Genomic DNA, 19,655 nt, shown 5'->3' with positions numbered 1-19,655 from the left:
AAGGGGTGCCGGGGCGGCCGCGTGGCGACCGCCCCGGCGGGCGTTCAGCCCTGCGTGATGTACCGCAGCGTCGGGAACATCATCCCCACGACGGGCTGCAGCTGGATGCCGGGCGCCGTGTAGTAGATGTTGTTCGCCTGGTACCAGACCGACCACCAGGCCTGGTCGACGAGGGCCTCGTTGAGCTCCTTGATGGCGGCGGTCTGCGCGTCGCCGCGCTCCGTCTGCACCTTCTCGACGAGCGGGGCGATGACCTCGTTCTTCGCGTAGTCGGGCTCCGGGTTGAACCACTGCACGCTCGTCAGCTGCCGGGAGACGGTGGCCACGTCGTTGCCGTCCATCGCGAGGAAGGAGATGAACATCGGGTAGTTCGGTGCGTTGAGCTGGTAGTCCGGCATCTGCATGTTGTCCCAGGTGACGGTGATGCCGAGCTCGTTGAGGGCCTGCTCGGCCGACGGCTTCCACATCTCGAAGATCGGGGACATCGGCATCGAGATGTCGAAGCCGTCCGGGTAGCCGGCGTCGGCCAGAAGCTCCTTCGCCTTGTCCATGTTGAACGCGTAGGCGTCGTTGAGCTCGGGATCGTTGATGTCGCCGCCGTCCGGGAACACCTGGTTGGTGGCCACGCCCGCACCGCTGCCGACCGCCGCGAGGACGGCCGCACCGTCGAACGCGTAGTTCAGCGCCTGGCGCACCTCGAGCTTGCCGAGGGGCTCGCTCTTCGCGCCGGTGTGGTCGGTGATGACGAGGCCCGCCCACCCGGAGACCCGCTGGGCGGTGTTCCAGCCCTGCTGCTCGGCCTGGTCGAGGTTGGCCACGTCGCCGTACTGCACGTTGATCTGGCCGCTGAGCATCGCGTTGTGACGGGCGGTCGCGTCGGTGATCGGGTAGATCGCGAGCTCGGCGAACGGGTACGTCTTCGCGTCCCAGTGGTCCTCGGTCTTGGTGAAGTGGTACTCGGCGCCCGCGACGCTGGTGTCGCTGTCGAGCACATAGGGGCCGGAGCCGACCGGGTCGCTGCCGAGCGTGCCCGCCTCGATGGAGGCCGGGGGCATGACGTAGCTGCGGCCGAGGCCCATCAGGTAGAGGATCGTGTCGTCGCGCTGCGTGAGGGCGATGCGGACGGTGTCGTCGTCGACCTTCTCGAAGCCCTTCGCGTTGACGTAGGCCTCACCGGACCGGGCGCCGGCCTTGAGGTACTCGAGGCTCGCGACGACGGCGTCGGCGTCGACCGGGGTGCCGTCGCTGAACACGGCGTCGGTGCGGATGTCGAGGTCGATGCTGAGGTCGTCGTCGGCCACGGTCCACTTCGTCGCGAGCGACGGGATCGGGGTGCCGTCGGCGTCGAGGGCGATCAGGGCGTCGTACACCGCGGACAGGTAGGGGCCGTCGAAGCCGATGTCGGCGAGGGACGGATCCCACGACGTGACATCGAGGAAGTTGCCGATGTTGAGGGCGTCGGGGCCTTCGGCGCCACCGCCGTCGGACGGCGAGGGCGTTCCGCCGCCGCTGCAGCCGGCGAGCGCGAGGGTCGCGGCGACGGCGGCGGCGACCGCGAGGGGCATTCGTTTCATGGTTCCTTCTCTCGGGTGCAGGGGGTGGTGAAGAAGGTTCGAAGAGCCGCTGACCGGAGACCGGGACCGACGCCACTTCGATGTGTCGTGCTGGTTAGTCTACATGCGTGGAAAAAGAGCGCAAGCGTGTTTCCGCCCCCGGCCGCACGGACCGATGCCTCAGCGCGCACGCACCTTGCTCCCCCGCGCACACCCCCGTCCCCCGGGTGCCTGTGGCGGTGCCGGTGCGGGTACCGGTGCCGGTGCCGGTGCCGGTGCCGGTGGCGGTGCCGGTGGCGGTGCCGGGATCAATACCGCACCCGCCCCCTCCCCGCGGGGCCCGTTCTTGCTCCCGCCACTGCGCGCACCCCTCCAGCCGGATCAGAAACACCCCTCCGCGGCGCCTTCAAGGCACTCTTTTCACCCCGAACCGGAGCGAGTGACGGCGGGAACGGTCTCCGCTGCCGCTCCCGAGGGAGACCACACCCACCCTCCCGGGATCAAGAACGCACCTCCCACCCCGGTCCGAGGAGCACTTCTGATCCGGCACGGAGGCTAGGAGCATTTCTGATCCAGCACGGAGGCGAGGAGCGTTTCTGATCCGGGGTGCCGGAGAGCGGTTCGGTCGTGCGAGGACAGCAGACTCGGCGACGGACCCACAGCCGCCACCAGAAGCGGGATCAGAATCGACCACACATCCTCCCCACGCGGCACGTTCTCGAATCGGCGCGCGGAGCGTCGCGCCGTGCGGGATCACAAACGTGCCAGCGGGCCGCCGACGAGGCGCGGAATGGATCCCGCAGCGGGGTGGGGGTGGAGGCGGAGCAAGACGGGATCACAAACGTGCCCGCAGAGCGCGCGCGAGGGGCGGAACTGATCCCGCGGGCGAAGCGGTCCTCAGGGGCACAGGGCGGGGCACCAGGGTCGCCTCCCGGCGCACCCTCTCTTCTCGAGGCACGTTTTCCCGCCGGGACGCAGTAGGTGACACCGTGCGGGATCAGAAGCGTGCCCGTGGGGCGCCCGAGAGGTGCGGAAGTGATCCCGCACGCGGAGTGGAGCGCGGGCGCGGAGCAAGGCGGGATCAGGAAAGGGCCTGCGGGGCGCGCGGGAGGTGCGGAAGTGATCCCGGACACCGGCGGCGGAGGCGGGGCGGACGCCGGCGCGGGACGCCGGAGGGGGATCCCGTGGGAGGTACGGGGGTCACCAGGTGCCGTCGGGGCGGACGGCATGGTCGACGCGGCAGTCGGCGAGGGCGGCGCGGACCTCGGCTCCGTGGTCGCGGGCGAGGGCGAGGGCGGCGTGGTTCTCCTCGAGCTGCGCGACGCGGGAGGCACCGAAGAGCACGGTGGCCGTCGCGGGGTTCGCCAGACAGAAGGCGATGCCGAGGGCGGCCGGGGTCACCCCGAACTCCCCCGCGACCCGCGCGACCTCGGGGTACACGGCGAGGATCCGCTCGCGGATACCCCCGACATCGGCACCGATCTTGCGCTGAGGCATCCGTCCCGTGGCGAGGATTCCGCCCTCGAACACGTCCGAGGCCTGCAGCGCGAGGGTTCCGTCGGCGAACAGCGGGCCGTACGCGTCACCCTCCGCCATGGCCCGTCGGGCGATGCCGTACTTGAGCTGCGCGAACGCGGGGCCGATCAGCCCCTGCGCGTCCGCCTCGGCGAGCGCCGCCCTGGTGTCCGCGATCCGCCAGTTGTTGATCCCCCACGAGTCGACCAGGCCGTCCACGAGGAGGGCGTTCACGTCGGCGACGAGTCGCGGCATGTCCGGGGCGTCGAGGTAGTCCCCCACCACGAGGGTGTCGAAGCGGTCGAGGCCGGCCCGCTCGAGCGACTCCTCGATCTGCCCACGGAAGCCCTGGTTCGGCCAGTCCCAGAGCCAGAGCTTGCCGCACAGCACGACGTCGGCACGGTCCACCCCGCTCGCGCGAAAGGCCTCCCCGAAGAGGATGTCGGTCCGTGAGTTCTCGGCGTGCGGTCCCATGTTGTAGTACGCGATGTCGAAGAATCCGGCGTCGAGCTCGACCGCCCGGTGGATGAGCTGCACGGCGTCGTCGAACTCCATGCGATCCCAGGTGTTCCACGATCCGAGGGCGAGCGGCGGCACCGTCGCGCCTCCCGGAGACAGCGGCTTGCGGGGGTATGTCGCATCAGGCATGAGGGCTCCTTCGCCGTCTCGGGGCACGGGGTTGTATTTTTCTATGTTTGTAGAATATAACGGACTCATCCCGTCAGAACACCCGTCAGTGAGGACGACCATGACCGCTTCCCCGCGCCGTATCCTCGTCACCGGAGGAGCCTCCGGGCTCGGCCGCGGCATCGCCACCGCCTTCCGCGCCGCCGGGGATGATGTGTTCATCGGCGACGTGGACGAGGGCGCCGCGGCAGCCGTCGCCGCCGAGATCGGCGCCACCGCCCTCCCCCTCGACATCGGCGACGAAGCGTCGGCGCAGGCGGCGGCCGGACGGATCCGCGAGGCCGGCGGACTCGACGTCCTCGTCAACAACGCCGGCGTCGTCGCCGGCGGGGGAACGCTCCAGGAGGTCGCGGTCGATGCGGTCGATGCGGCCCTGCGCGTCAACGTCCGCGGCACGTTCCTCATGTTGCGGGTCTTCGGCGGGCTGCTCGCCGCGGCCGGTCACGGGGCCATCGTCAACATCTCCTCGATCGGCGCCCGGCAGCCCACTCCCGGCCTCGGGCACTACGAGGCCACGAAGGCCGCGGTCGACGCGCTCACCCGGACGGCGGCCATCGAGCTCGCCGGCTCCGGGGTGCGGGTCAACGCCGTCGCCCCCGGCCCCGTGCTCACGCCCCTGACCGCCGACTTCGCCTCGAACCCCGATGCCCGCGCCTCGTGGGAGTCGCGCATCCCGCTCGGCACCATCGCCGAGGTCGACCAGGTCACCCCGCTCGTGCTGTTCCTCGCGAGCGAGGCCGCCAGCCACATCACCGGGGTCTCGGTCCCCGTCGACGGCGGCCAGCTCCTCGTCTGACCCCCGTCCCCCTCCGTGCGGGATCGATTCCGCCCCTCCCGGGCACCGCGGAGGACCGTCTTCGATCCCGCCACCCGCCCCGCGACTGGAGAACCATGACCCTCCCCACCACCACCCGCGCCGCGGTGCTCACCGCGCACGGCGAGCCGCTCACCCTGCAGGATCTCCCGCTGCCCGCCGAGATCGAACCCGGCGCCGCCCTCGTCCGCATCGCCTGCACCACGCTGTGCGGCACGGACATCGAGATCTGGGAGGGGAGGATGTCGTTCCCCGGCATGCTGCCCATGGTCCTCGGTCACGAGATGGTCGGCGAGATCGTGGCCACCGGACCCGACACCCGCGACGCGCTCGGCCGCCCGCTCTCCCCTGGCGACCGGATCGGCTGGTCGGAGTCCACCTGCGGCGAGTGCCACGGGTGCGTCGTGCTGCGGGAACCGGTCGCCTGCTCCCGCCGCGGCTACGGCTTCCTCCAGCGCGCCGACGTGCCGCCGTTCGCGACGGCCGGGCTCTCCGAGTACGCGTACGTGACCCCGGGTGCCGCCAAGCTCCTGCTCCCGGCGGCGGTGAAGGACACCTGGGCCTCCATGGCAGGCTGCGCCGCGAAGACCGTCCTCCGCGCGTTCGAGCGGGCCGGCCGCATCCGCCCCGGCTCCCGCGTGGTGGTGCAGGGCTCCGGCGCCCTCGGCATCTTCGCCACGGCAGTCGCGAAGATCGCGGGTGCCGGGCAGGTCATCACCGTCGGCGCTCCCGCGGCCCGTCTGGAGCTCGCCGCCCGCTTCGGCGCCGACGCCGTCGTGGACTTCCGCGACGGACCCGTCGTCGACCAGGTCCTGGCGCTGACCGGAGACCAGGGGGCGGACCACGTGTTCGACTTCGCGGGCGCCCCGAGCGTCGGGCCGGACGCGGTCGGCATGGCCGCCCAGCGCGGCACCGTCGCGATCGTCGGCTCGACCGGCCCCGCCGGAGACGGCTTCGCCCTCAGCACGATCATGGGCAAGGAGCTCACGGTGGTCGGCTCGCTCAACGGCGACATCTCCGACTACGCCCGCGCGATCGACTTCTTCACGGCCTTCGCCGACCGCTTCCCGTGGGACGACCTGTTCAGCGCCCCGGTCGGACTCGCCGACGCCTCCGCGAAGATCGCCCACATGCACCACCTCGATGAGGTCAAGGCCGTCATCGACCCGAGCCTCTGAGGAGCATCATGACCACTCCCCTCCCCCTTCGCGAGATCGGCCGCAGCGGCCTGCATGCCTCCCTGTTCTCGCTGGGCTCGTGGCACACCTACGACCGCATGGACTTCGCCGACGCGGTCGCACTCCTGCGCGAGGCCACCGACCGTGGCGTGAACCTCTTCGATGTGGGCGTGTACTCCGCACCCGGCGCCCCGCCCGTCTTCACCGACGTGATCTTCTCGGCGATGGTGCGCGCGGCGGGGCTGCGCCGGGAGGAGTGGCTGCTGTCGTCGAAGCTCTGGCTGGAGGCCTTCGGCGCCGACGGCTTCCGCCCGCAGCTCGAGAACGCCCTGATGCGGGTGGGCACGGAGCACGCCGACCTCGTGATCCTCGGCGACCTGCGCCGCGACGACCTCGAGCTGCGCGATCTCGTGCTCGACCTCGCCGCCCTCACCGACGCCGGCCTCATCCGCGCGTGGGGCGTGAACAACTGGTCGGCGGGGAGCATCCAGACCCTGATCGACCTCGCCGCCGCGGAAGGCGTGCCCGGTCCGCAGATCGCGCAGCTCAAGTACAGCGTCTCGCGCCGGTCGATCCCGGACGGCGAGCCGTTCGCGCGCCTCTGGGAGCAGGGCCTCACGCTGCAGGCCTCAGACTGCCTGGAGGGCGGGATCCTCGCCGGGACGGTGAACGGCGGCCGGCAGATCGGGCGCGACCCCGGCGACATCCGCGAGCGGATCATCGCCGACGTCCCTGCGTTCACCGCGGTCGCGGAAGACCTCGGCGTGACCCCGGCCCAGCTCGGCATCGCCTTCACCCTCACCCACCCCGCCCTGACGACCACCCTGTTCGGCGCCTCCCGCCTCGCGCAGCTGCAGGCGAACCTCGACGCGGCCGCCCTCGTCGACCGCATCGGCGCCGCCGAGCTGCGCCGTCTCGTCGAGCCCTTCTGGGCCGACCGCGGGGTCGTCGACCCCGAAGGCCCCTGACGCCGTCCCACCCGAGGAGAACCATGACCATCCCCGTCCCCTTCGATCCCGACGTGCAGGCCGTGCTCGACGAGATCGCGAAGAACCCGCAGCCCCCGCTCACCCGCGAGACCCTGCCGCGCGACGGCGTCGACCGGATGTTCCCGGACAACGACACCGTGATCGCCGGCCGGGACATCACGTGGGAGGACCGCGTCATCCCCGGCCCGCCCGGAGCCCCGGACATCGAGGTCACGATCTTCCGCCCCGCGGGGTCCGAGACCTCGACGCTCCCGGGCTTCGTGAACATCCACGGCGGCGGCATGATCGTCGGCCACCGCTCGTGGGAGACGGCGCGGGTCGTCGACATCGTCGCGGAGCACGGCGTCGTGGCCGTGAACGTCGAGTACCGCCTCGCACCGGAGGACCCGTACCCCGCGGGCGTGGAGGACTGCTACGCGGCCTTCGTGTGGACGCACGCCCACGCCGCGGAGCTCGGCATCGACCCCGCGCGCATCGTCGTGGGCGGAGGCAGCGCGGGCGGCGGTCTCACTGCGGCCGTCGCCCTGCTGGCGCGCGATCGGCGGGGCCCTGTCATGGCCGGGCAGCTGCTGCTGTGCCCCATGATCGACAACACCAACACCACGGTCGCCAGTCGGCAGTATGACGGCATCGGCACCTGGCAGCGCGACATGAACCTCCTCGCCTGGTCATGCGTCCTCGGCGAGGAGCTCGCGTTCAGCACCGAGGCCCCGGCCTACGCCGCGCCGAGCCGCGCGACGGACGTCTCCGGCCTCCCGCCCGCGTACATCGAGGTCGGCGAGGCGGAGATGTTCCGTGACGAGGACACCGCGTACGCCCTCCGGATCTGGGAGACCGGTGGACAGGCCGAACTGCACGTCTGGGGCGGCGGCGCCCACGGCTTCGACATGTACATGCCGGAGGCCGAGATCACCCGCGCCGCCCTCGCCGCCCGCGCCTCCTGGCTGCGACGGATCTGGCGGGCCGCCGCATGAGCACGCCGGAGCCGGTGCCCTACGACCCGGAGCTCGTCGCCGGACTCGACGCCTTCGTCGACCTCGTGGAGGTCATCCCGCTGCGCGCGGACACGATCCACGCCAACCGCGACCACTTCGCCACGATCATCCCGCCGATGGCCGTGCAGGCGGACGGTCGCGCCGTGACCTGGGAGGACCGGGTCATCCCCGGCCCCGTCGGGTCTCCGGACCTCGAGATCACCGTCGTGCGCCCGGCGCCGGCGCCCACGGACCCGGCACCGGCGGTGCTGTCGATCCACGGCGGCGGCATGGTGCTCGGCACGCGCTTCTTCGGCACCGCCGAGCTCATCGACCTCGCCGCGCGGCACGGCGTCGTCGGGGTCGCGGTCGAGTACCGCCTCGCCCCCGAGCACCCCGGACCGGCACAGGCGGAGGACTGCTACGCGGCGCTGGAGTGGATGGTCGCCCACGCCGACGAGCTCGGCATCGACACCTCCCGCATCATCGCCTCCGGGCAGAGCGCCGGGGGCGGGCTCTCGGCGGCGGTCGCGCTGCTCTCCCGTGACCGCGGCGGGCCCCGGCTGGCCGGGCAGCTCCTCGGCTGCCCGATGCTCGACGACCGCAACGAGACCCCGTCGAGCCACCAGTACGACGGCTTCGGCGCCTGGGACCGGAACAACAACGACACCGCGTGGGACGCGATCGCCGGGGCGGACCGGTTCACCGATCGCGTGTCGCCGTACACGGCACCGGCACGGGCCACGGATCTGTCGGGACTCGCTCCGGCGTTCATCGAGGTGGGCGCCGCCGAGACCTTCCGCGACGAGGCCGTCGACTACGCGTCGCGGATCTGGGCCACGGGCGGGCAGGCCGAACTGCACGTCTGGGCGGGCGGCTACCACGGCTTCTCCGGGTTCTCCCCCGATGCCGAGGTCTCCCGGGCCGCAGTGGCCGCGCGGGAGAGCTGGCTGCGCCGCGTGCTGCGCCTCGAGGGATGAGTCTTCCGTTCGCCGCTGACGCCCCGCGGCCCCGCATGGGCACTCTGCGGGCGATGCTGGTGCTGGGCATGCTGGAAGCCTTCGGTCCGCTGTCGATGGACCTCTACCTGCCGCAGCTCCCCCAGCTCGCGGCCTCGCTCGGCACGACCGAGGCCTTGGCGCAGGCGACGATGTCGGCGTGCATGATCGGCCTCGGCCTGGGACAGCTCGTCGCCGGTCCTCTCAGCGACCGGCTGGGCAGACGCCTGCCACTGCTGGTCGGCGTCGCGGCGTTCGCGGTGCTCTCCGCGGTGTGCGCCGTCGCTCCGAACATCGAGCTGCTGCTCGTCGCGCGCTTCCTGCAGGGGCTGGCGGGATCGGCGGGCATCGTGATCTGCCTGGCGATCGCCCGCGACCAGTTCGAGGGGGTCGAGCTCTCCCGCATGCTCTCGCTGCTGTTCCTCGTCTCGGGCACCGCCCCGATCATCGCGCCGGTGGTGGGCGGTCAGCTCGCCCGCATCATGGACTGGCGCGGGATCTTCGGGGTGCTGTCCGCGGTCGGCGTGCTGTTGCTGCTCGTGGTGGTGTTCGCCCTGCCGGAGACCCTGTCGCCATGCGCCCGTCACCGCGGGGGCCTCCGGGTCTGGAGCGCGCACGCCGGAGCGGTCGTCCGCGACCGGCTCTTCGTCGCCGTGCTGTGCGCCGCGGCCGGAGGCGGTGTCGCGTTCTTCACCTACCTGTCGATGTCGTCGTTCGTGCTGCAGGACGAGTTCGGTCTCAGCCCGCAGGAGTTCAGCGTCGCCTTCGCGGCCGGCGCCCTGGCGAGTATCGCGGGCAGCCAGTTGAGCCGACTCGTGGTGCGGCGTTGGGGGCCCCTGCGCGTCTACCTGGGCGGGATCACCGCGACGCTCCTGGTGACGACGGCTTTCCTCGTGCTGGCGCTTCTGGGCGTCGGCATGAGGGGTGTCGTCATCGCGTTGGTCGCGTTCATGCTGTGCTCCGGCATCGGCGGGCCCAATGGTCAGACGCTGGCGCTCGCCCATCACGGAGTCCGTGCCGGCACCGCTTCGGCCCTTCTCGGGATGGCGACATTCCTGTTCGGCCCCGTGCTCGCCCCCGTGGCCGCCGGTCTCGGCGGGACCACGGCCATCACGATGGCCGTGACGATGACGGTCGCGGCTGCGGCAGCGGCGTTCGCCGCCTGGGCCTTCGTCCGGCCCGCGGCCCGCGATCAGTAGCGGGCCGAGAAGGCGCCGTCCGCCTGCAGGAGCTGACCCGAGATCCATCGCCCCTCTTCTGAGACGAGGAACTCGACGACGGCGGCGATGTCGGCGGGTCGCCCGAGCCTGCCCAGCGGCGTCATCTCCCCCAGGGAGGTGCGGGTCTCGTCATCCATCCAGCCGGTGTCGATCGGGCCGGGGTTCAGCACGTTCGCGGAGATGCCGCGCGGACCGAGTTCGCGGGCGGCGGAGATGACGAGCCGATCGAGCGCGCCCTTGGAAGCGCCGTACGGAAGGTTGCCGGTGACGTGATCGCTCGTGAGCGCCACGATCGCGCCGCCGTCCTCGCCGACCTGGCGTGCGAACGCTGCGATCAGGAGCAGGCTCGCCCGCGCGTTCACAGCGACGTGCAGGTCGAAGCTCTCCGCCGTGGTGTCGAGGATTCCGGACTCGACATCGTGCGCGTGGCTGAGGATCAGCGCCGAGATCGGGCCGTGCTCTGCATTCACCTCCGCCACGAGGGATGCGGGGCCGTCCGGCGTCGACAGGTCCGCCGGGTGGTCGGCGTCGCGCAGATCGCTGGTGACGACCGTCCACCCCGCGGCGCGCAGGCGCGGGACGATGCCGGCGGCGATGCTGTTCGCGCGGGCGGCACCGGTGATCAGGGCGAGGGGCATGCGTTCACGGTAGCGGACCTCCCTCACGCTCCACGATCACATCCCGGCGCACATCACGACGACACCGCCGGCCATCGCCCAGGACTCGACCGTCAGCGACCGCGCCGCTCCCCCGCGGTGCAGCTCGGAACGGCGCCACGAGGCCGCGAACGCCCACCCGACGACCCCGAGAGCACCCACCAGCACGAACGCCGAGAGCACACCGCCGAGACCATGCCCGCCGTGACCAAGAGCGGCCTCGACGCCGGCGACCGACCCCGGGGTCGAGGCGGATTCGAACATGCACGCCGCCATCACGAGCGAGCCCAGCGCCCGGTGGCAGCACGCGGGCGCGGACGGCATTCCGCGCACCCCCATCGTCCCGAGCATGGCCGAGAGCAGCAGCAACGCACCCCAGATGATGTCGCCCAGCGCGTCGAGGACCCCCGCGGCCATCAGCAGCATCCCCGACGCCATCACCACTGCCGCCTGGCGTCCCTGCCACGGCACGGCACGGCGCGCAGCGAGGCAGGCGCCGGCCGACACGAGCGCCGCCGCCGCCATCGCCACGATGCTGCCGGGAGCAGGAGGTCCACAGCCGAAGTATATTGATCGGTCGCTCAAAAAAGCGAGACCCGGTCGCAATGCGACACAATGAGCACGTGCCCCGCATCGTCGACCATGATGAGCGTCGCCGCCAGATCGCCGACGCGCTGCTCGTTGTCGCCGCCAGGGACGGTCATGAGAGCGTGTCCTCGCGGGCGGTCGCGAAGGAGCTCGGCGTCGCAACCGGCTCCCTGTGGCACTACTTCGACGGCTTCGACGACGTCGTGCGCGCCGCGGCGGCCGAGGTCACCCGCCGCACCGACGAGCGCATCGCCGCAGCCACGACCGGGCTCCGCGGACTCGCCCGCCTGCGGGCCCTGATGGGCGAGGTGCTCCCCGTCGACGAGCGCACCCGCACCGAGGCGCACGTGGTCGTCGGCTTCTGGGGGCGCCTGGCCACTCTCGCCCCGGCCCCCAATGCCGGAGCGCCGACTCTCGCGACGTGGCAGGACAGCATCCGGGAGGCCCTGGACGAGGCGGCGACCGACGGCGAGCTGCGCCCCGACACCCCCACCGGCGACCTCCTCGCCCTCCTGCGCTCGATCACCTACGGCCAGCAGGTCGTCGAGGTCACGGAGCCGCAGACGCCGGAGGCGCACTTCGCGGTCCTCGACAGCATCCTCGCTCCCTGGCGACGCTGACCTCGACATCGCCCACACGCCACGGTTGTGCACCCGTGCACGCCGTCGTATCATCGTGCCAACCCGTTTCTTGAGCGTTCGCTCGAAAATAGTGAGGTCAACGATGTCCCCGCACTCCCCGCAGCCCGTCTCCCTCGAGCCCATCGCCGCTCCGCATCCGCTCGATCCGCTCACCGGCGCCGAAATCGCCGCGGCGCGCCGCATCCTCGACGCGGCAGGTCTTCTCACCGAGACCACCCGCGTGCCGATGCTGCTCCCCGACGAAGCCACGAAGGAGGAGCTCGCGGCCTGGCGCCCCGGCTCCCCCATCGACCGCCGGGTGGACGTGACGCTGCTCGACACCGCCACCGGCGTCGCGACCGAGGTGATCGTCTCGATCACCCGCGGCGAGGTCGTGCGCCAGGACCGGGTGCCCAACGACGCCCCGCCCTACGGCCAGCCGCAGTACCTGTTCGAGGAGTACGAGCGGGCCGAGGCCATCGCCAAGGCCTCGCCGGAATGGCAGGCGGCCATGCGCCGTCGCGGCCTGACGGACCACATGGCCCTCGCCTTCTGCTCCCCCCTGGCCCCGGGCCACACGGGCCGGGCCGACGAGGTGGGCCGCCGCGTGATCCGGTCCCTCACCTTCCTCCGATACGACGAGCAGGATTCCCCGTGGGCGCACCCCGTCGAGGGGCTGATCGTGCACATCGACCTCACCACGGACAGCGTGATCCGCGTCGAGGACGAGGGCGACGTGCCGGTCCCGGCCGGACACGGCAACTACTACCCGGAGGTGCAGGGCGCGGCGCGGACGACGCTGAAGCCTATCGAGATCACCCAGCCGGAGGGGCCGAGCTTCGGCGTGTCCGGCTCGCTCGTCGAGTGGGAGGGCTGGTCGATGCGCGTGGGCTTCAACGCCCGCGAGGGTCTCGTCCTGCATGACGTGTCGTTCCAGGGGCGCTCCGTGCTGCACCGGGCGAGCGTGCCGGAGATGGTCGTCCCCTACGGCGACACCGCCCCCGGGCGCTTCTGGATCAGCTACTTCGACGCGGGCGAGTACCTCCTCGGCAAGAACGCCAACCATCTGGAGCTCGGCTGCGACTGCCTCGGCGTGATCCGGTACCTCGACGGCTACGTCGCCGACGACCACGGCCACCCGGTGCGCATCCCGAACGTGATCTGCATGCACGAGGAGGACTACGGCATCCTCTGGAAGCACACCGACCTCTCCGGGCGCTCCGACGTGCGGCGCTCGCGGCGCTTCGTCGTCTCGTACTTCTCCACCATCGGCAACTACGACTACGGCTTCTACTGGAACTTCGGCCTGGACGGCTCGATCGAGGTCATCGCCAAGGCCACGGGCATCGTGTTCGCCGGTGCCGGAGAGCCGGGGGTCCGCCAGAAGCACGCCACCGAACTCGCCCCCGGCGTCTTCGCCCCGGTCCATCAGCACCTGTTCTGCGCGCGCCTCGACGTGGCGATCGACGGCCAGGACAACCGCCTCGTCGAGGTGGATGCGCAGCGGGTGTCGATGGGGCCGGACAACCCGTTCGGCAACGCGTTCACCTGGTCGGAGACGGTGCTGGAGACCGAGCACGCCGCCCAGCGCGAGGCCGACTCCTCCGTCGCCCGGGTGTGGGAGGTGCAGAGCGCCTCGCGGACGAACCACGTCGGCCGCCCGACCGCCTATCACCTCGTGCCGGAGCCGACCGCCCTGCTCATGGCCGACCCCGCGTCGTCCGTCGCGGCGCGCGCGGCCTTCGCCACGAAGCACCTCTGGGCGACCCGGTACGAGCACGGCCAGATCTGGCCGGCCGGGCGCTATCCCAACGCGCACCAGGGCGGCGCCGGCCTCCCGGAGTACACCGCCGACGACCGCCGGATCGACGGCGAGGACATGGTGCTGTGGCACACCTTCGGGCTCACGCACTTCCCCCGGCCGGAGGACTGGCCGATCATGCCCGTGGACTACGCGGGATTCTGGTTCAAGCCCTACGGCTTCCTCGACCAGAACCCGGCCATGGACGTGCCGGAGTCCTCCCAGGCGCACGGCGGTGCGACGGCGACCTCCTGCTGCGGCGGCGGCGACTCCTGCGCCTGCAGCCACTAGCGAGCGTCCGGCGGTGCCACGCCGTCGCGGGTGCGAAAAGGTGCCCCGATGGCTCCGGGCAGGAGCTTTTCGCATCCCCCACCGCGGGGAGAGCGACGACCGACTCAGGTGAGGGCGGCGATCGCGTCGCGAAGGATGCCGTCGGCGTCCGCCAGTGCCGCCGCGGCGGTCTCGGCGGACGCTCCGGTCGCGAGCAGGAGCAGCGCGAGCTTGACGGAGCCGTCCGCGGCCTCCAGCGCGGAGGACGCGGCGTCGACGTCGACGCCCGCGAGCTGCGACACCGTGCGGATCGAGCGGGCGTGCAGCTTCTCGTTCGTCGCCAGCAGGTCGACCATGACCCCGCGGTACGTCTTGCCGAGCTTGATCATCGAGAGCGTCGTCAGCATGTTCACGACGAGCTTCTGCGCCGTGCCGGACTTCAGCCGCGTGGAGCCCGAGATGAACTCCGGCCCCGTGACGACCTCGATCGCGATCTCGGCCTCCGCGCCGATCGCCGACCCGGCGTTCGACGCGATCGCCACCGTGAGCGCGCCGAGGCCCCGGGCGTACCGCAGCCCGCCGATGACGTAGGGCGTGCGGCCGGATGCCGAGATCCCCACCACCGTGTCCAGGTCGGTGAGGTCGAGGTCGCGCAGAGCGAGGGCCGCGGCCTCGTCGTCGTCCTCCGCGTTCTCCACCGCCGAGCGGATGGCCGTCTCCCCGCCCGCGATGAGCCCCACGACCATCGACGGGTCGGTGCCGAAGGTGGGCGGGCACTCGCTCGCGTCCAGCACGCCGATGCGGCCGGCCGTGCCCGCACCGATGTAGATGAGGCGACCGCCGCGGCGGAACCGCTCCGTGATGCCGTCCACCGCCGCCGCGATCTCCGCCGCGCGACCGGCCACGGCCTCGGGCACGCGCCGGTCCTCGGCGTTCATGCGCTCGACGAGCTCGGTCGTGCTCAGCAGGTCGAGGTCGCCGCGCTCGGTGGTGGAGGCCTCGGTGTCGAGGCCCGCGAGCTCGGCGAGGAGGGTGGTCAAACGGGGGTCATTCGGCACGGTGCACGAACCTTTCATGGGGGAGGTCGAGGCGACGGGTCAGCAGCAGGGCCCCGTCCATGGCGCCGCCTCGCGCGCGGACGACGCGGTGGCCGCTCGTCTCCAGGGCGCGGGTCAGGGTGGCGCGGAAGCCGTCGTGGTCGGTGAGGCCGCCGTGCAACACGACGTCCGCTGTCGCGCCGGCGGCCGCAGCGGTCGTCGCCGCGAGGAGCCGGACGGCCTCGTCCACGATCCCGATGGCGACCGCGTCGCCGTCTGCGGCCGCGGCGAGCACGAGGGGCGCGAGGGTCGCGAGGCGGCGGGCGAGGGCTCCGTCTGCGGCGAGCCAGGCCTGGACGGCCGAGGGCGGGCCGACGGGGGCGGCGAGCGCCGCGGTGAGAGCGGTGGGCGCGGCCAGCCCGTCGTGGGCACGGAGCACGGCGCGCAACGCCTCCCGGCCGAGCCAGGATCCGCTGCCGAAGTCGCCCAGCTCGGGGCCCCAGCCGTCGACCAGACGCGCTCCGGAGGGGTCGACGCCCAGCGCCACGGCTCCGGTGCCGGCGATGAGCAGCACGCCGGCCGCGCCGTCGAGAGCGCCTGCATGAGCGGTGACCACGTCCGACGCCACGGCCACGCGTGCGCCGGTCCGTGCGGCGAGCGCGGCGGCGAGTTCCGCGGCCGCCTCCGGGGCGAACCAGGCGCCGGCCGCCCCCACGCCGAGCGTGTCGATGCGCCCGACGTCGTCGAGCAGCGGGAGAATCGCGGTGAGCGCCGCTTCCACTCCGCCCGCCGCGGCGAGGCCCGGGGCTCCGAGCCCGGAGCGCTCCCCGGCCGTCGCGCCGTGCACGACGAGGCGGCAGCGGGACTTGCCGAGGTCGACGGTGGCGGTCGTCTCGCTCATCGGCACTCCTCGGATCCGGCGGAAAGAAAGAAAAGCGACTACACAACACGTAGACTCGCTGAAAAGAATTTACCATCCCGTTCCGCCGTTCCGGAGGATACCGTGAGCATCCAGTCGACGATCGAAGCCGCCGCTGCGACCCTGCCCCCGTCCCTGGCCCGCGTCGCGGCCGCCGTGCGGGAGAACCCGAGCCTCGTGATCGACAAGACGATCAGCGAGCTCGCGACGGAGTGCCACACCTCGGTCGCGTCCGTCGTCCGATTCTGTCGGGCGATCGGCTTCACCGGATACGCGCCGCTGCGCATGGCCCTGGCCACCGAGCTCGGCAAGGAGGCCGCCCAGTTCTCCGCCCGCGGCGCCTACGGCTCCGAGATCTCCGACGAGGACTCCCTGGAGGAGGCCGTCTCCAAGCTCGCCGCCCTGGAACTCCTCGCGATCGAGGAGACCGTCGGACAGCTCGACTTCGCCGTGCTGACGGCGGCGGTCGCGGCCATCGACGGCGCCGACCGCATCCTTCTGTACGGCATCGGCGCCAGCCAGTTCGTCGCGGAGGACCTCGCGCACAAGCTGCTCCGCGTCGGCCGCAACGCCCACGTCCTCTCCGACCCCCACGAGGCGATCGCCGCCGCCGTGCTCCCCGTGGGCACGACCGTCGCTATCGGGTTCTCGCACGCCGGGTCGACCATCGAGACGGTGCGGTTCCTCGAAGCCGCCGTCGCCAACGGCGCGACGACGGTGGCCGTCACCTCCGTGAAGGACTCCCCGCTCGCCCAGGTCGCCGACCACGCCCTGTTCACCGAGGTGCGCGAGTCGACCTTCCGCGCCGGGGCGATGGTGAGCCGGATCGCCCAGCTCGCCCTCGTGGACTGCCTGTTCATCGGCGTCGCCAAGCGCCGGTACGCCGAGACCGTCGACGCCCTGCAGCGCACGCGTCAGGCGACGCGCCTCCTCCGCGACTGACGACGCCTCGCCCCGTCAGTCGAGCGCCGACTCCGGGGTGGCACGGGCATCCGCGCGCGTCGTGGAGGGTCCCATCGTGCCGGCGGTGCGCAGGAACACGATGATCCAGCTGAAGATCAGCACGGCCGCGATGAGCTCGACCGCCGTGAGGTTGTAGTAGCCGACCGCGAAGAACGCCCCCAGCAGCACGATGACCAGCACGTACGCCCAGCCGAGTCCCACGAACACCCGCGGGATGCTGCGCACGAACCACGGCAGGCCGACGACGATCACCGCGAACACCACCGCCATGCCCGTCGCGACCGTGTTGTGCAGGCCGAAGAACTCGTCCACCGGGAAGATGCCCACGCACGCGAGGAAGATCCCCATGAGGATGAGGCCCCCGCGCACGATCGTCCGGCCGCGGCGGTCGACCGGGTCGTCGACGGCCAGCCCCGCGGTCGCATAGCGGGAGATGGTCGTCACCATGATCCCCGCGATGATGAGGGTCACGTTGAAGGCCACCGAGGCGCTGTTGCTGCTCATGCCCAGCGCGGACAGGTTGTCGCGCCACCAGTGCACGTCGCTCGACGCCAGCATCGCCGCGAACGCACCCACGACGAGGAACACCGCCAGCACCAGCGACAGCACGGTCGGCGTCAGTGCGACGGCGCTGAGGAAGGCGACGTAGCCGGTGAGTGCGAAGGCCACCGCGACGAGGATCGCCCCGGGGAACGGGAAGACCGGGGCGTCGACGAAGCTCTGCTCCAGGAGCTGCGCGATGCCGAGCCAGCCGAGGTAGGCGATCGCGGCGTGCCCGAACGCGATGGCGGCGAGGTCGTACCAGCGGAGCCGGTCACCGGGAACCGCGAATCCGTCCCTCGCGACCGACGGGTCGGGCTCCGGAGCCCGCACGGCGAGGCGCCCCAGAGCGAAGGCGAGCGCGGCCGCGATCGCACCGCCGTACGCCGCGAACATGCCGATCGATCCGGTGCCGCTGATCGAGAGCTGGTGCCCCCAGAACACCGGCAGGGCCACGAGGAAACCCACCAGCAGGAACGCCGCGCCGACGATCAGCGCCGTTGCCTCGAACACCGCGTCCGAGGTGGCGGGTCCACGCACCTGACGGAGCACGTGCCGGATCCGCTGCCCCACCGTCGACATCATCCCGCCGTTCACGGACCACATCCTAGACGGCACCCCGCGCGGCCGTCGCCGGTGGTAGCATCGCGGAACGGATCGTATACAACGTCGTCGTTCCCACCAGCCCGAGGTGATCAGTCATGAACGGTGCCCTCACCACCCCCGCCGAATCGGTGTCGACCCTCGTCGCGCGCAACATCAGCGAGTTCCGCGCCGCCGTCTCCGAGTCGTTCGTCCCCCTGCAGGTGTCCTCCGCGGGCGCCGACCAGTTCCGCGGCGTGATCCGCGGCGCCGCCGTCGACGAGGTCCACGTCAACGACATCCGCGCGACCTCGCACGTCGTCGAGCGCACCACCGAGCTCATCGCCCGCGGCGACCGCTCGTACTTCAAGGTGAGCCTGATGCTCGCCGGGACCGGGCTGCTCATCCAGGACGACCGCGAGGCCGTGCTGCAGCCGGGCGACCTCGCCGTCTACGACACCGATCGCCCGTACTCCCTCGTCTTCGATCAGGACTTCCGCACCATGGTGGTCATGTTCCCGAAGCACCTCATCAGCCTGCCCGCGGACATGATCGGGCAGCTCACGGCCGTCCGCATCTCCGGGCAGGAGGGGCTGGGCGGCATGGTCGTGCCATACCTGACGCAGCTCGCCGGCAACCTCGACGAGCTCGCCGGCACGACGGGGGCTCGGCTCGCGCACAGCGCCCTCGACCTCGTGACCACCGTGTTCACGCGGGAGCTCGGACTCGACCAGGCTTCCGCCGACCCGCACCGCGCCCTCATGCAGCGGATCCGTGCGCACATCGACCGCAACCTCGCCTCCACCGACCTCGGTCCGGCCTCCATCGCCGCCGCGCACTTCATCTCCACCCGCCACCTGCACGGTCTGTTCCAGGAGCAGGGGGTGACCGTGTCGACGTGGATCCGCACCCGCCGCCTGGAGCAGTGCCGCCGCGACCTCCTCGACCCGATGCTCGCCGACCGCCCCGTCGCCGCGATCGCCGCTCGCTGGGGCTTCGTCGACGCCGCGCACTTCAGCCGTGCGTTCAAGACCGCCTTCGGCGTCTCCCCCAGCGAGTACCGCGCCACCCACTGACCCCCCTGTCCCCCGTTCTTCCCGTCGTCCCCGTCGCCCGCGGGATCAAAACCGCCCCGCCAGCGCTCGCCCCGCGCACGTTCCTGATCCCGCACCGTCCCCCGCCCCGCGCGCGGGATCAAGAACGCACCCCTGACGCCCTTGGCAGGTGCAGTTTCGACCCCGCACCGACGAGCGGCACGCCCTGCACGGAAGGGCACGACTCCCGTGCACCGGAGGTACACCGCGTTCGGGTGCGGGATCAGGAACGGGCCTCATACGCGTCCGGCAGGGGCGTTTCCCGTCCCGCACCGGGGCGGCCGCACGCGGGACGCCGGTGCGGGATCAGGAACGCACTTCACCCGCGTCCGGCAGGGACGTTTTCGATCCCGCTCCGATGAAAGGCACGCCGTGCGCGGAAGAGCGCGACTCCCGCGCGCCAGAGGACACGACTGACTCCCGCGTGCGGGATCAGAAAGGCACCCCATCCGCGTCCGGGAGGGGCGTTTTCCGTCCCGCGCCGGGGCGGCCGCAGGCGGGACGCCCGTGCGGGATCAGGAACGCACGCCAAACGCGTCCGGCAGGGGCGCCTTGATCCCGCACGGAGGGCTGGGGGCGGATCCGGGGACGGGACCGGAGGGCGGAGCTGCCGTGGGGACGGAACCGGTACGGGGCATCCGCGGGGGCGGGACTTGC

At 71.9% G+C, this 19,655-nt stretch carries 17 protein-coding genes; 10 read left to right on the top strand and 7 right to left on the bottom strand.

The genetic code is table 11. From position 1 onward, the window contains the following. Positions 1-44 precede the first annotated feature (44 nt). Positions 45-1,574, bottom strand: coding sequence for an ABC transporter substrate-binding protein (locus ACFU8V_RS07090; RefSeq protein ID WP_315107658.1), 1,530 nt, complete (start codon positions 1,572-1,574; stop codon positions 45-47). Positions 1,575-2,753: 1,179 nt separating this feature from the next. Then, positions 2,754-3,716: an aldo/keto reductase gene (locus tag ACFU8V_RS07085; RefSeq protein WP_025103882.1), complete on the bottom strand. Its 963-nt coding sequence runs from the start codon at positions 3,714-3,716 to the stop codon at positions 2,754-2,756. Positions 3,717-3,816: 100 nt separating this feature from the next. Between ACFU8V_RS07085 and ACFU8V_RS07080 the strand changes: the two genes are divergently transcribed. The 6 genes from ACFU8V_RS07080 (at position 3,817) to ACFU8V_RS07055 (ending at position 9,907) form a co-directional block, all read left to right on the top strand. Continuing rightward, on the top strand, positions 3,817-4,551 hold the full coding sequence (locus ACFU8V_RS07080) for an SDR family NAD(P)-dependent oxidoreductase (RefSeq protein ID WP_303708327.1): 735 nt from the start codon (positions 3,817-3,819) through the stop codon (positions 4,549-4,551). 95 nt (positions 4,552-4,646) lie between these two features. Then, positions 4,647-5,747, top strand: a complete 1,101-nt coding sequence (locus ACFU8V_RS07075) for a zinc-binding dehydrogenase (RefSeq protein WP_025103880.1) — start codon at positions 4,647-4,649, stop codon at positions 5,745-5,747. Positions 5,748-5,755: 8 nt separating this feature from the next. Further along, positions 5,756-6,715, top strand: coding sequence for an aldo/keto reductase (locus ACFU8V_RS07070; protein ID WP_062766355.1), 960 nt, complete (start codon positions 5,756-5,758; stop codon positions 6,713-6,715). A 23-nt stretch (positions 6,716-6,738) separates the two neighbouring features. Further along, the gene (locus ACFU8V_RS07065; RefSeq protein ID WP_062766352.1) at positions 6,739-7,710 is read left to right on the top strand and encodes an alpha/beta hydrolase; all 972 of its coding nucleotides are present in this window, start codon (positions 6,739-6,741) and stop codon (positions 7,708-7,710) included. Next, positions 7,707-8,690 (top strand): alpha/beta hydrolase, encoded by a 984-nt coding sequence (locus ACFU8V_RS07060; protein WP_062766349.1) that lies wholly within the window; start codon positions 7,707-7,709, stop codon positions 8,688-8,690. The genes ACFU8V_RS07065 and ACFU8V_RS07060 overlap by 4 nt, the downstream gene beginning before the upstream one ends. Then, positions 8,687-9,907: a multidrug effflux MFS transporter gene (locus ACFU8V_RS07055; RefSeq protein WP_231729416.1), complete on the top strand. Its 1,221-nt coding sequence runs from the start codon at positions 8,687-8,689 to the stop codon at positions 9,905-9,907. The genes ACFU8V_RS07060 and ACFU8V_RS07055 overlap by 4 nt, the downstream gene beginning before the upstream one ends. Here ACFU8V_RS07055 and ACFU8V_RS07050 read toward each other — a convergent pair. Together ACFU8V_RS07050 and ACFU8V_RS07045 are read right to left on the bottom strand one after the other, a co-directional pair. After that, positions 9,901-10,566: an SDR family oxidoreductase gene (locus ACFU8V_RS07050; protein WP_085606729.1), complete on the bottom strand. Its 666-nt coding sequence runs from the start codon at positions 10,564-10,566 to the stop codon at positions 9,901-9,903. The two genes, ACFU8V_RS07055 and ACFU8V_RS07050, sit on opposite strands and share 7 nt — an antisense overlap. Before the next feature lie 36 nt (positions 10,567-10,602). Further along, positions 10,603-11,109: a hypothetical protein gene (locus tag ACFU8V_RS07045; protein ID WP_085606731.1), complete on the bottom strand. Its 507-nt coding sequence runs from the start codon at positions 11,107-11,109 to the stop codon at positions 10,603-10,605. 98 nt (positions 11,110-11,207) lie between these two features. On the opposite strand from ACFU8V_RS07045, the gene ACFU8V_RS07040 reads away from it, so the two are divergent. After that, on the top strand, positions 11,208-11,792 hold the full coding sequence (locus ACFU8V_RS07040) for a TetR/AcrR family transcriptional regulator (protein ID WP_025103874.1): 585 nt from the start codon (positions 11,208-11,210) through the stop codon (positions 11,790-11,792). A 103-nt stretch (positions 11,793-11,895) separates the two neighbouring features. Next, positions 11,896-13,884 (top strand): primary-amine oxidase, encoded by a 1,989-nt coding sequence (locus tag ACFU8V_RS07035; protein ID WP_374460561.1) that lies wholly within the window; start codon positions 11,896-11,898, stop codon positions 13,882-13,884. A 104-nt stretch (positions 13,885-13,988) separates the two neighbouring features. Here ACFU8V_RS07035 and murQ read toward each other — a convergent pair whose 3' ends face one another. Both murQ and ACFU8V_RS07025 read right to left on the bottom strand, forming a co-directional pair. After that, a complete protein-coding gene (gene murQ / locus ACFU8V_RS07030) occupies positions 13,989-14,921 on the bottom strand; it encodes an N-acetylmuramic acid 6-phosphate etherase (RefSeq protein ID WP_025103872.1) in 933 nt (310 codons plus the stop codon). Next, complete coding sequence (locus tag ACFU8V_RS07025) at positions 14,911-15,801, bottom strand: BadF/BadG/BcrA/BcrD ATPase family protein (protein WP_025103871.1); 891 nt, start codon at positions 15,799-15,801, stop codon at positions 14,911-14,913. Before ACFU8V_RS07025 ends, murQ begins: the two co-directional genes overlap by 11 nt. Positions 15,802-15,903: 102 nt before the next feature. Here ACFU8V_RS07025 and ACFU8V_RS07020 point away from each other — a divergent pair, with 102 nt between their 5' ends. Next, positions 15,904-16,761 carry a MurR/RpiR family transcriptional regulator gene (locus ACFU8V_RS07020; protein WP_025103870.1) on the top strand — a complete coding sequence of 286 codons (858 nt, stop codon included), beginning with the start codon at positions 15,904-15,906 and terminating at the stop codon, positions 16,759-16,761. 15 nt (positions 16,762-16,776) lie between these two features. Here the strand turns inward: ACFU8V_RS07020 and ACFU8V_RS07015 are convergent, their stop codons facing one another. Then, entirely contained in the window at positions 16,777-17,919 is a 1,143-nt protein-coding gene (locus ACFU8V_RS07015) for a DUF998 domain-containing protein (RefSeq protein ID WP_378870019.1), read from the bottom strand. Positions 17,920-18,023: 104 nt separating this feature from the next. Between ACFU8V_RS07015 and ACFU8V_RS07010 the strand changes: the two genes are divergently transcribed. Next, complete coding sequence (locus ACFU8V_RS07010) at positions 18,024-18,980, top strand: helix-turn-helix domain-containing protein (RefSeq protein WP_025103869.1); 957 nt, start codon at positions 18,024-18,026, stop codon at positions 18,978-18,980. The last annotated feature ends 675 nt before the right edge of the window (positions 18,981-19,655 follow it).

The sequence above is a fragment of the Microbacterium sp. NPDC057658 genome, assembly GCF_042799975.1.
GTDB lineage: Bacteria > Actinomycetota > Actinomycetes > Actinomycetales > Microbacteriaceae > Microbacterium.
This window is presented reverse-complemented; position numbering and strand designations above follow the sequence as displayed.

Excerpts from the sequence above, each read along its gene's own strand:
- ACFU8V_RS07050 (WP_085606729.1), bottom strand. The coding sequence starts at position 10,566 with ATGCCCCTCGCCCTGATCACCGGTGCCGCCCGCGCGAACAGCATCGCC.
- ACFU8V_RS07070 (WP_062766355.1), top strand. The coding sequence starts at position 5,756 with ATGACCACTCCCCTCCCCCTTCGCGAGATCGGCCGCAGCGGCCTGCAT.
- ACFU8V_RS07085 (WP_025103882.1), bottom strand. The coding sequence starts at position 3,716 with ATGCCTGATGCGACATACCCCCGCAAGCCGCTGTCTCCGGGAGGCGCG.
- ACFU8V_RS07035 (WP_374460561.1), top strand. The coding sequence starts at position 11,896 with ATGTCCCCGCACTCCCCGCAGCCCGTCTCCCTCGAGCCCATCGCCGCT.
- ACFU8V_RS07080 (WP_303708327.1), top strand. The coding sequence starts at position 3,817 with ATGACCGCTTCCCCGCGCCGTATCCTCGTCACCGGAGGAGCCTCCGGG.
- ACFU8V_RS07090 (WP_315107658.1), bottom strand. The coding sequence starts at position 1,574 with ATGAAACGAATGCCCCTCGCGGTCGCCGCCGCCGTCGCCGCGACCCTC.
- ACFU8V_RS07065 (WP_062766352.1), top strand. The coding sequence starts at position 6,739 with ATGACCATCCCCGTCCCCTTCGATCCCGACGTGCAGGCCGTGCTCGAC.
- ACFU8V_RS07075 (WP_025103880.1), top strand. The coding sequence starts at position 4,647 with ATGACCCTCCCCACCACCACCCGCGCCGCGGTGCTCACCGCGCACGGC.
- ACFU8V_RS07060 (WP_062766349.1), top strand. The coding sequence starts at position 7,707 with ATGAGCACGCCGGAGCCGGTGCCCTACGACCCGGAGCTCGTCGCCGGA.
- ACFU8V_RS07045 (WP_085606731.1), bottom strand. The coding sequence starts at position 11,109 with ATGGCGGCGGCGGCGCTCGTGTCGGCCGGCGCCTGCCTCGCTGCGCGC.
- ACFU8V_RS07025 (WP_025103871.1), bottom strand. The coding sequence starts at position 15,801 with ATGAGCGAGACGACCGCCACCGTCGACCTCGGCAAGTCCCGCTGCCGC.
- ACFU8V_RS07010 (WP_025103869.1), top strand. The coding sequence starts at position 18,024 with ATGAACGGTGCCCTCACCACCCCCGCCGAATCGGTGTCGACCCTCGTC.
- ACFU8V_RS07055 (WP_231729416.1), top strand. The coding sequence starts at position 8,687 with ATGAGTCTTCCGTTCGCCGCTGACGCCCCGCGGCCCCGCATGGGCACT.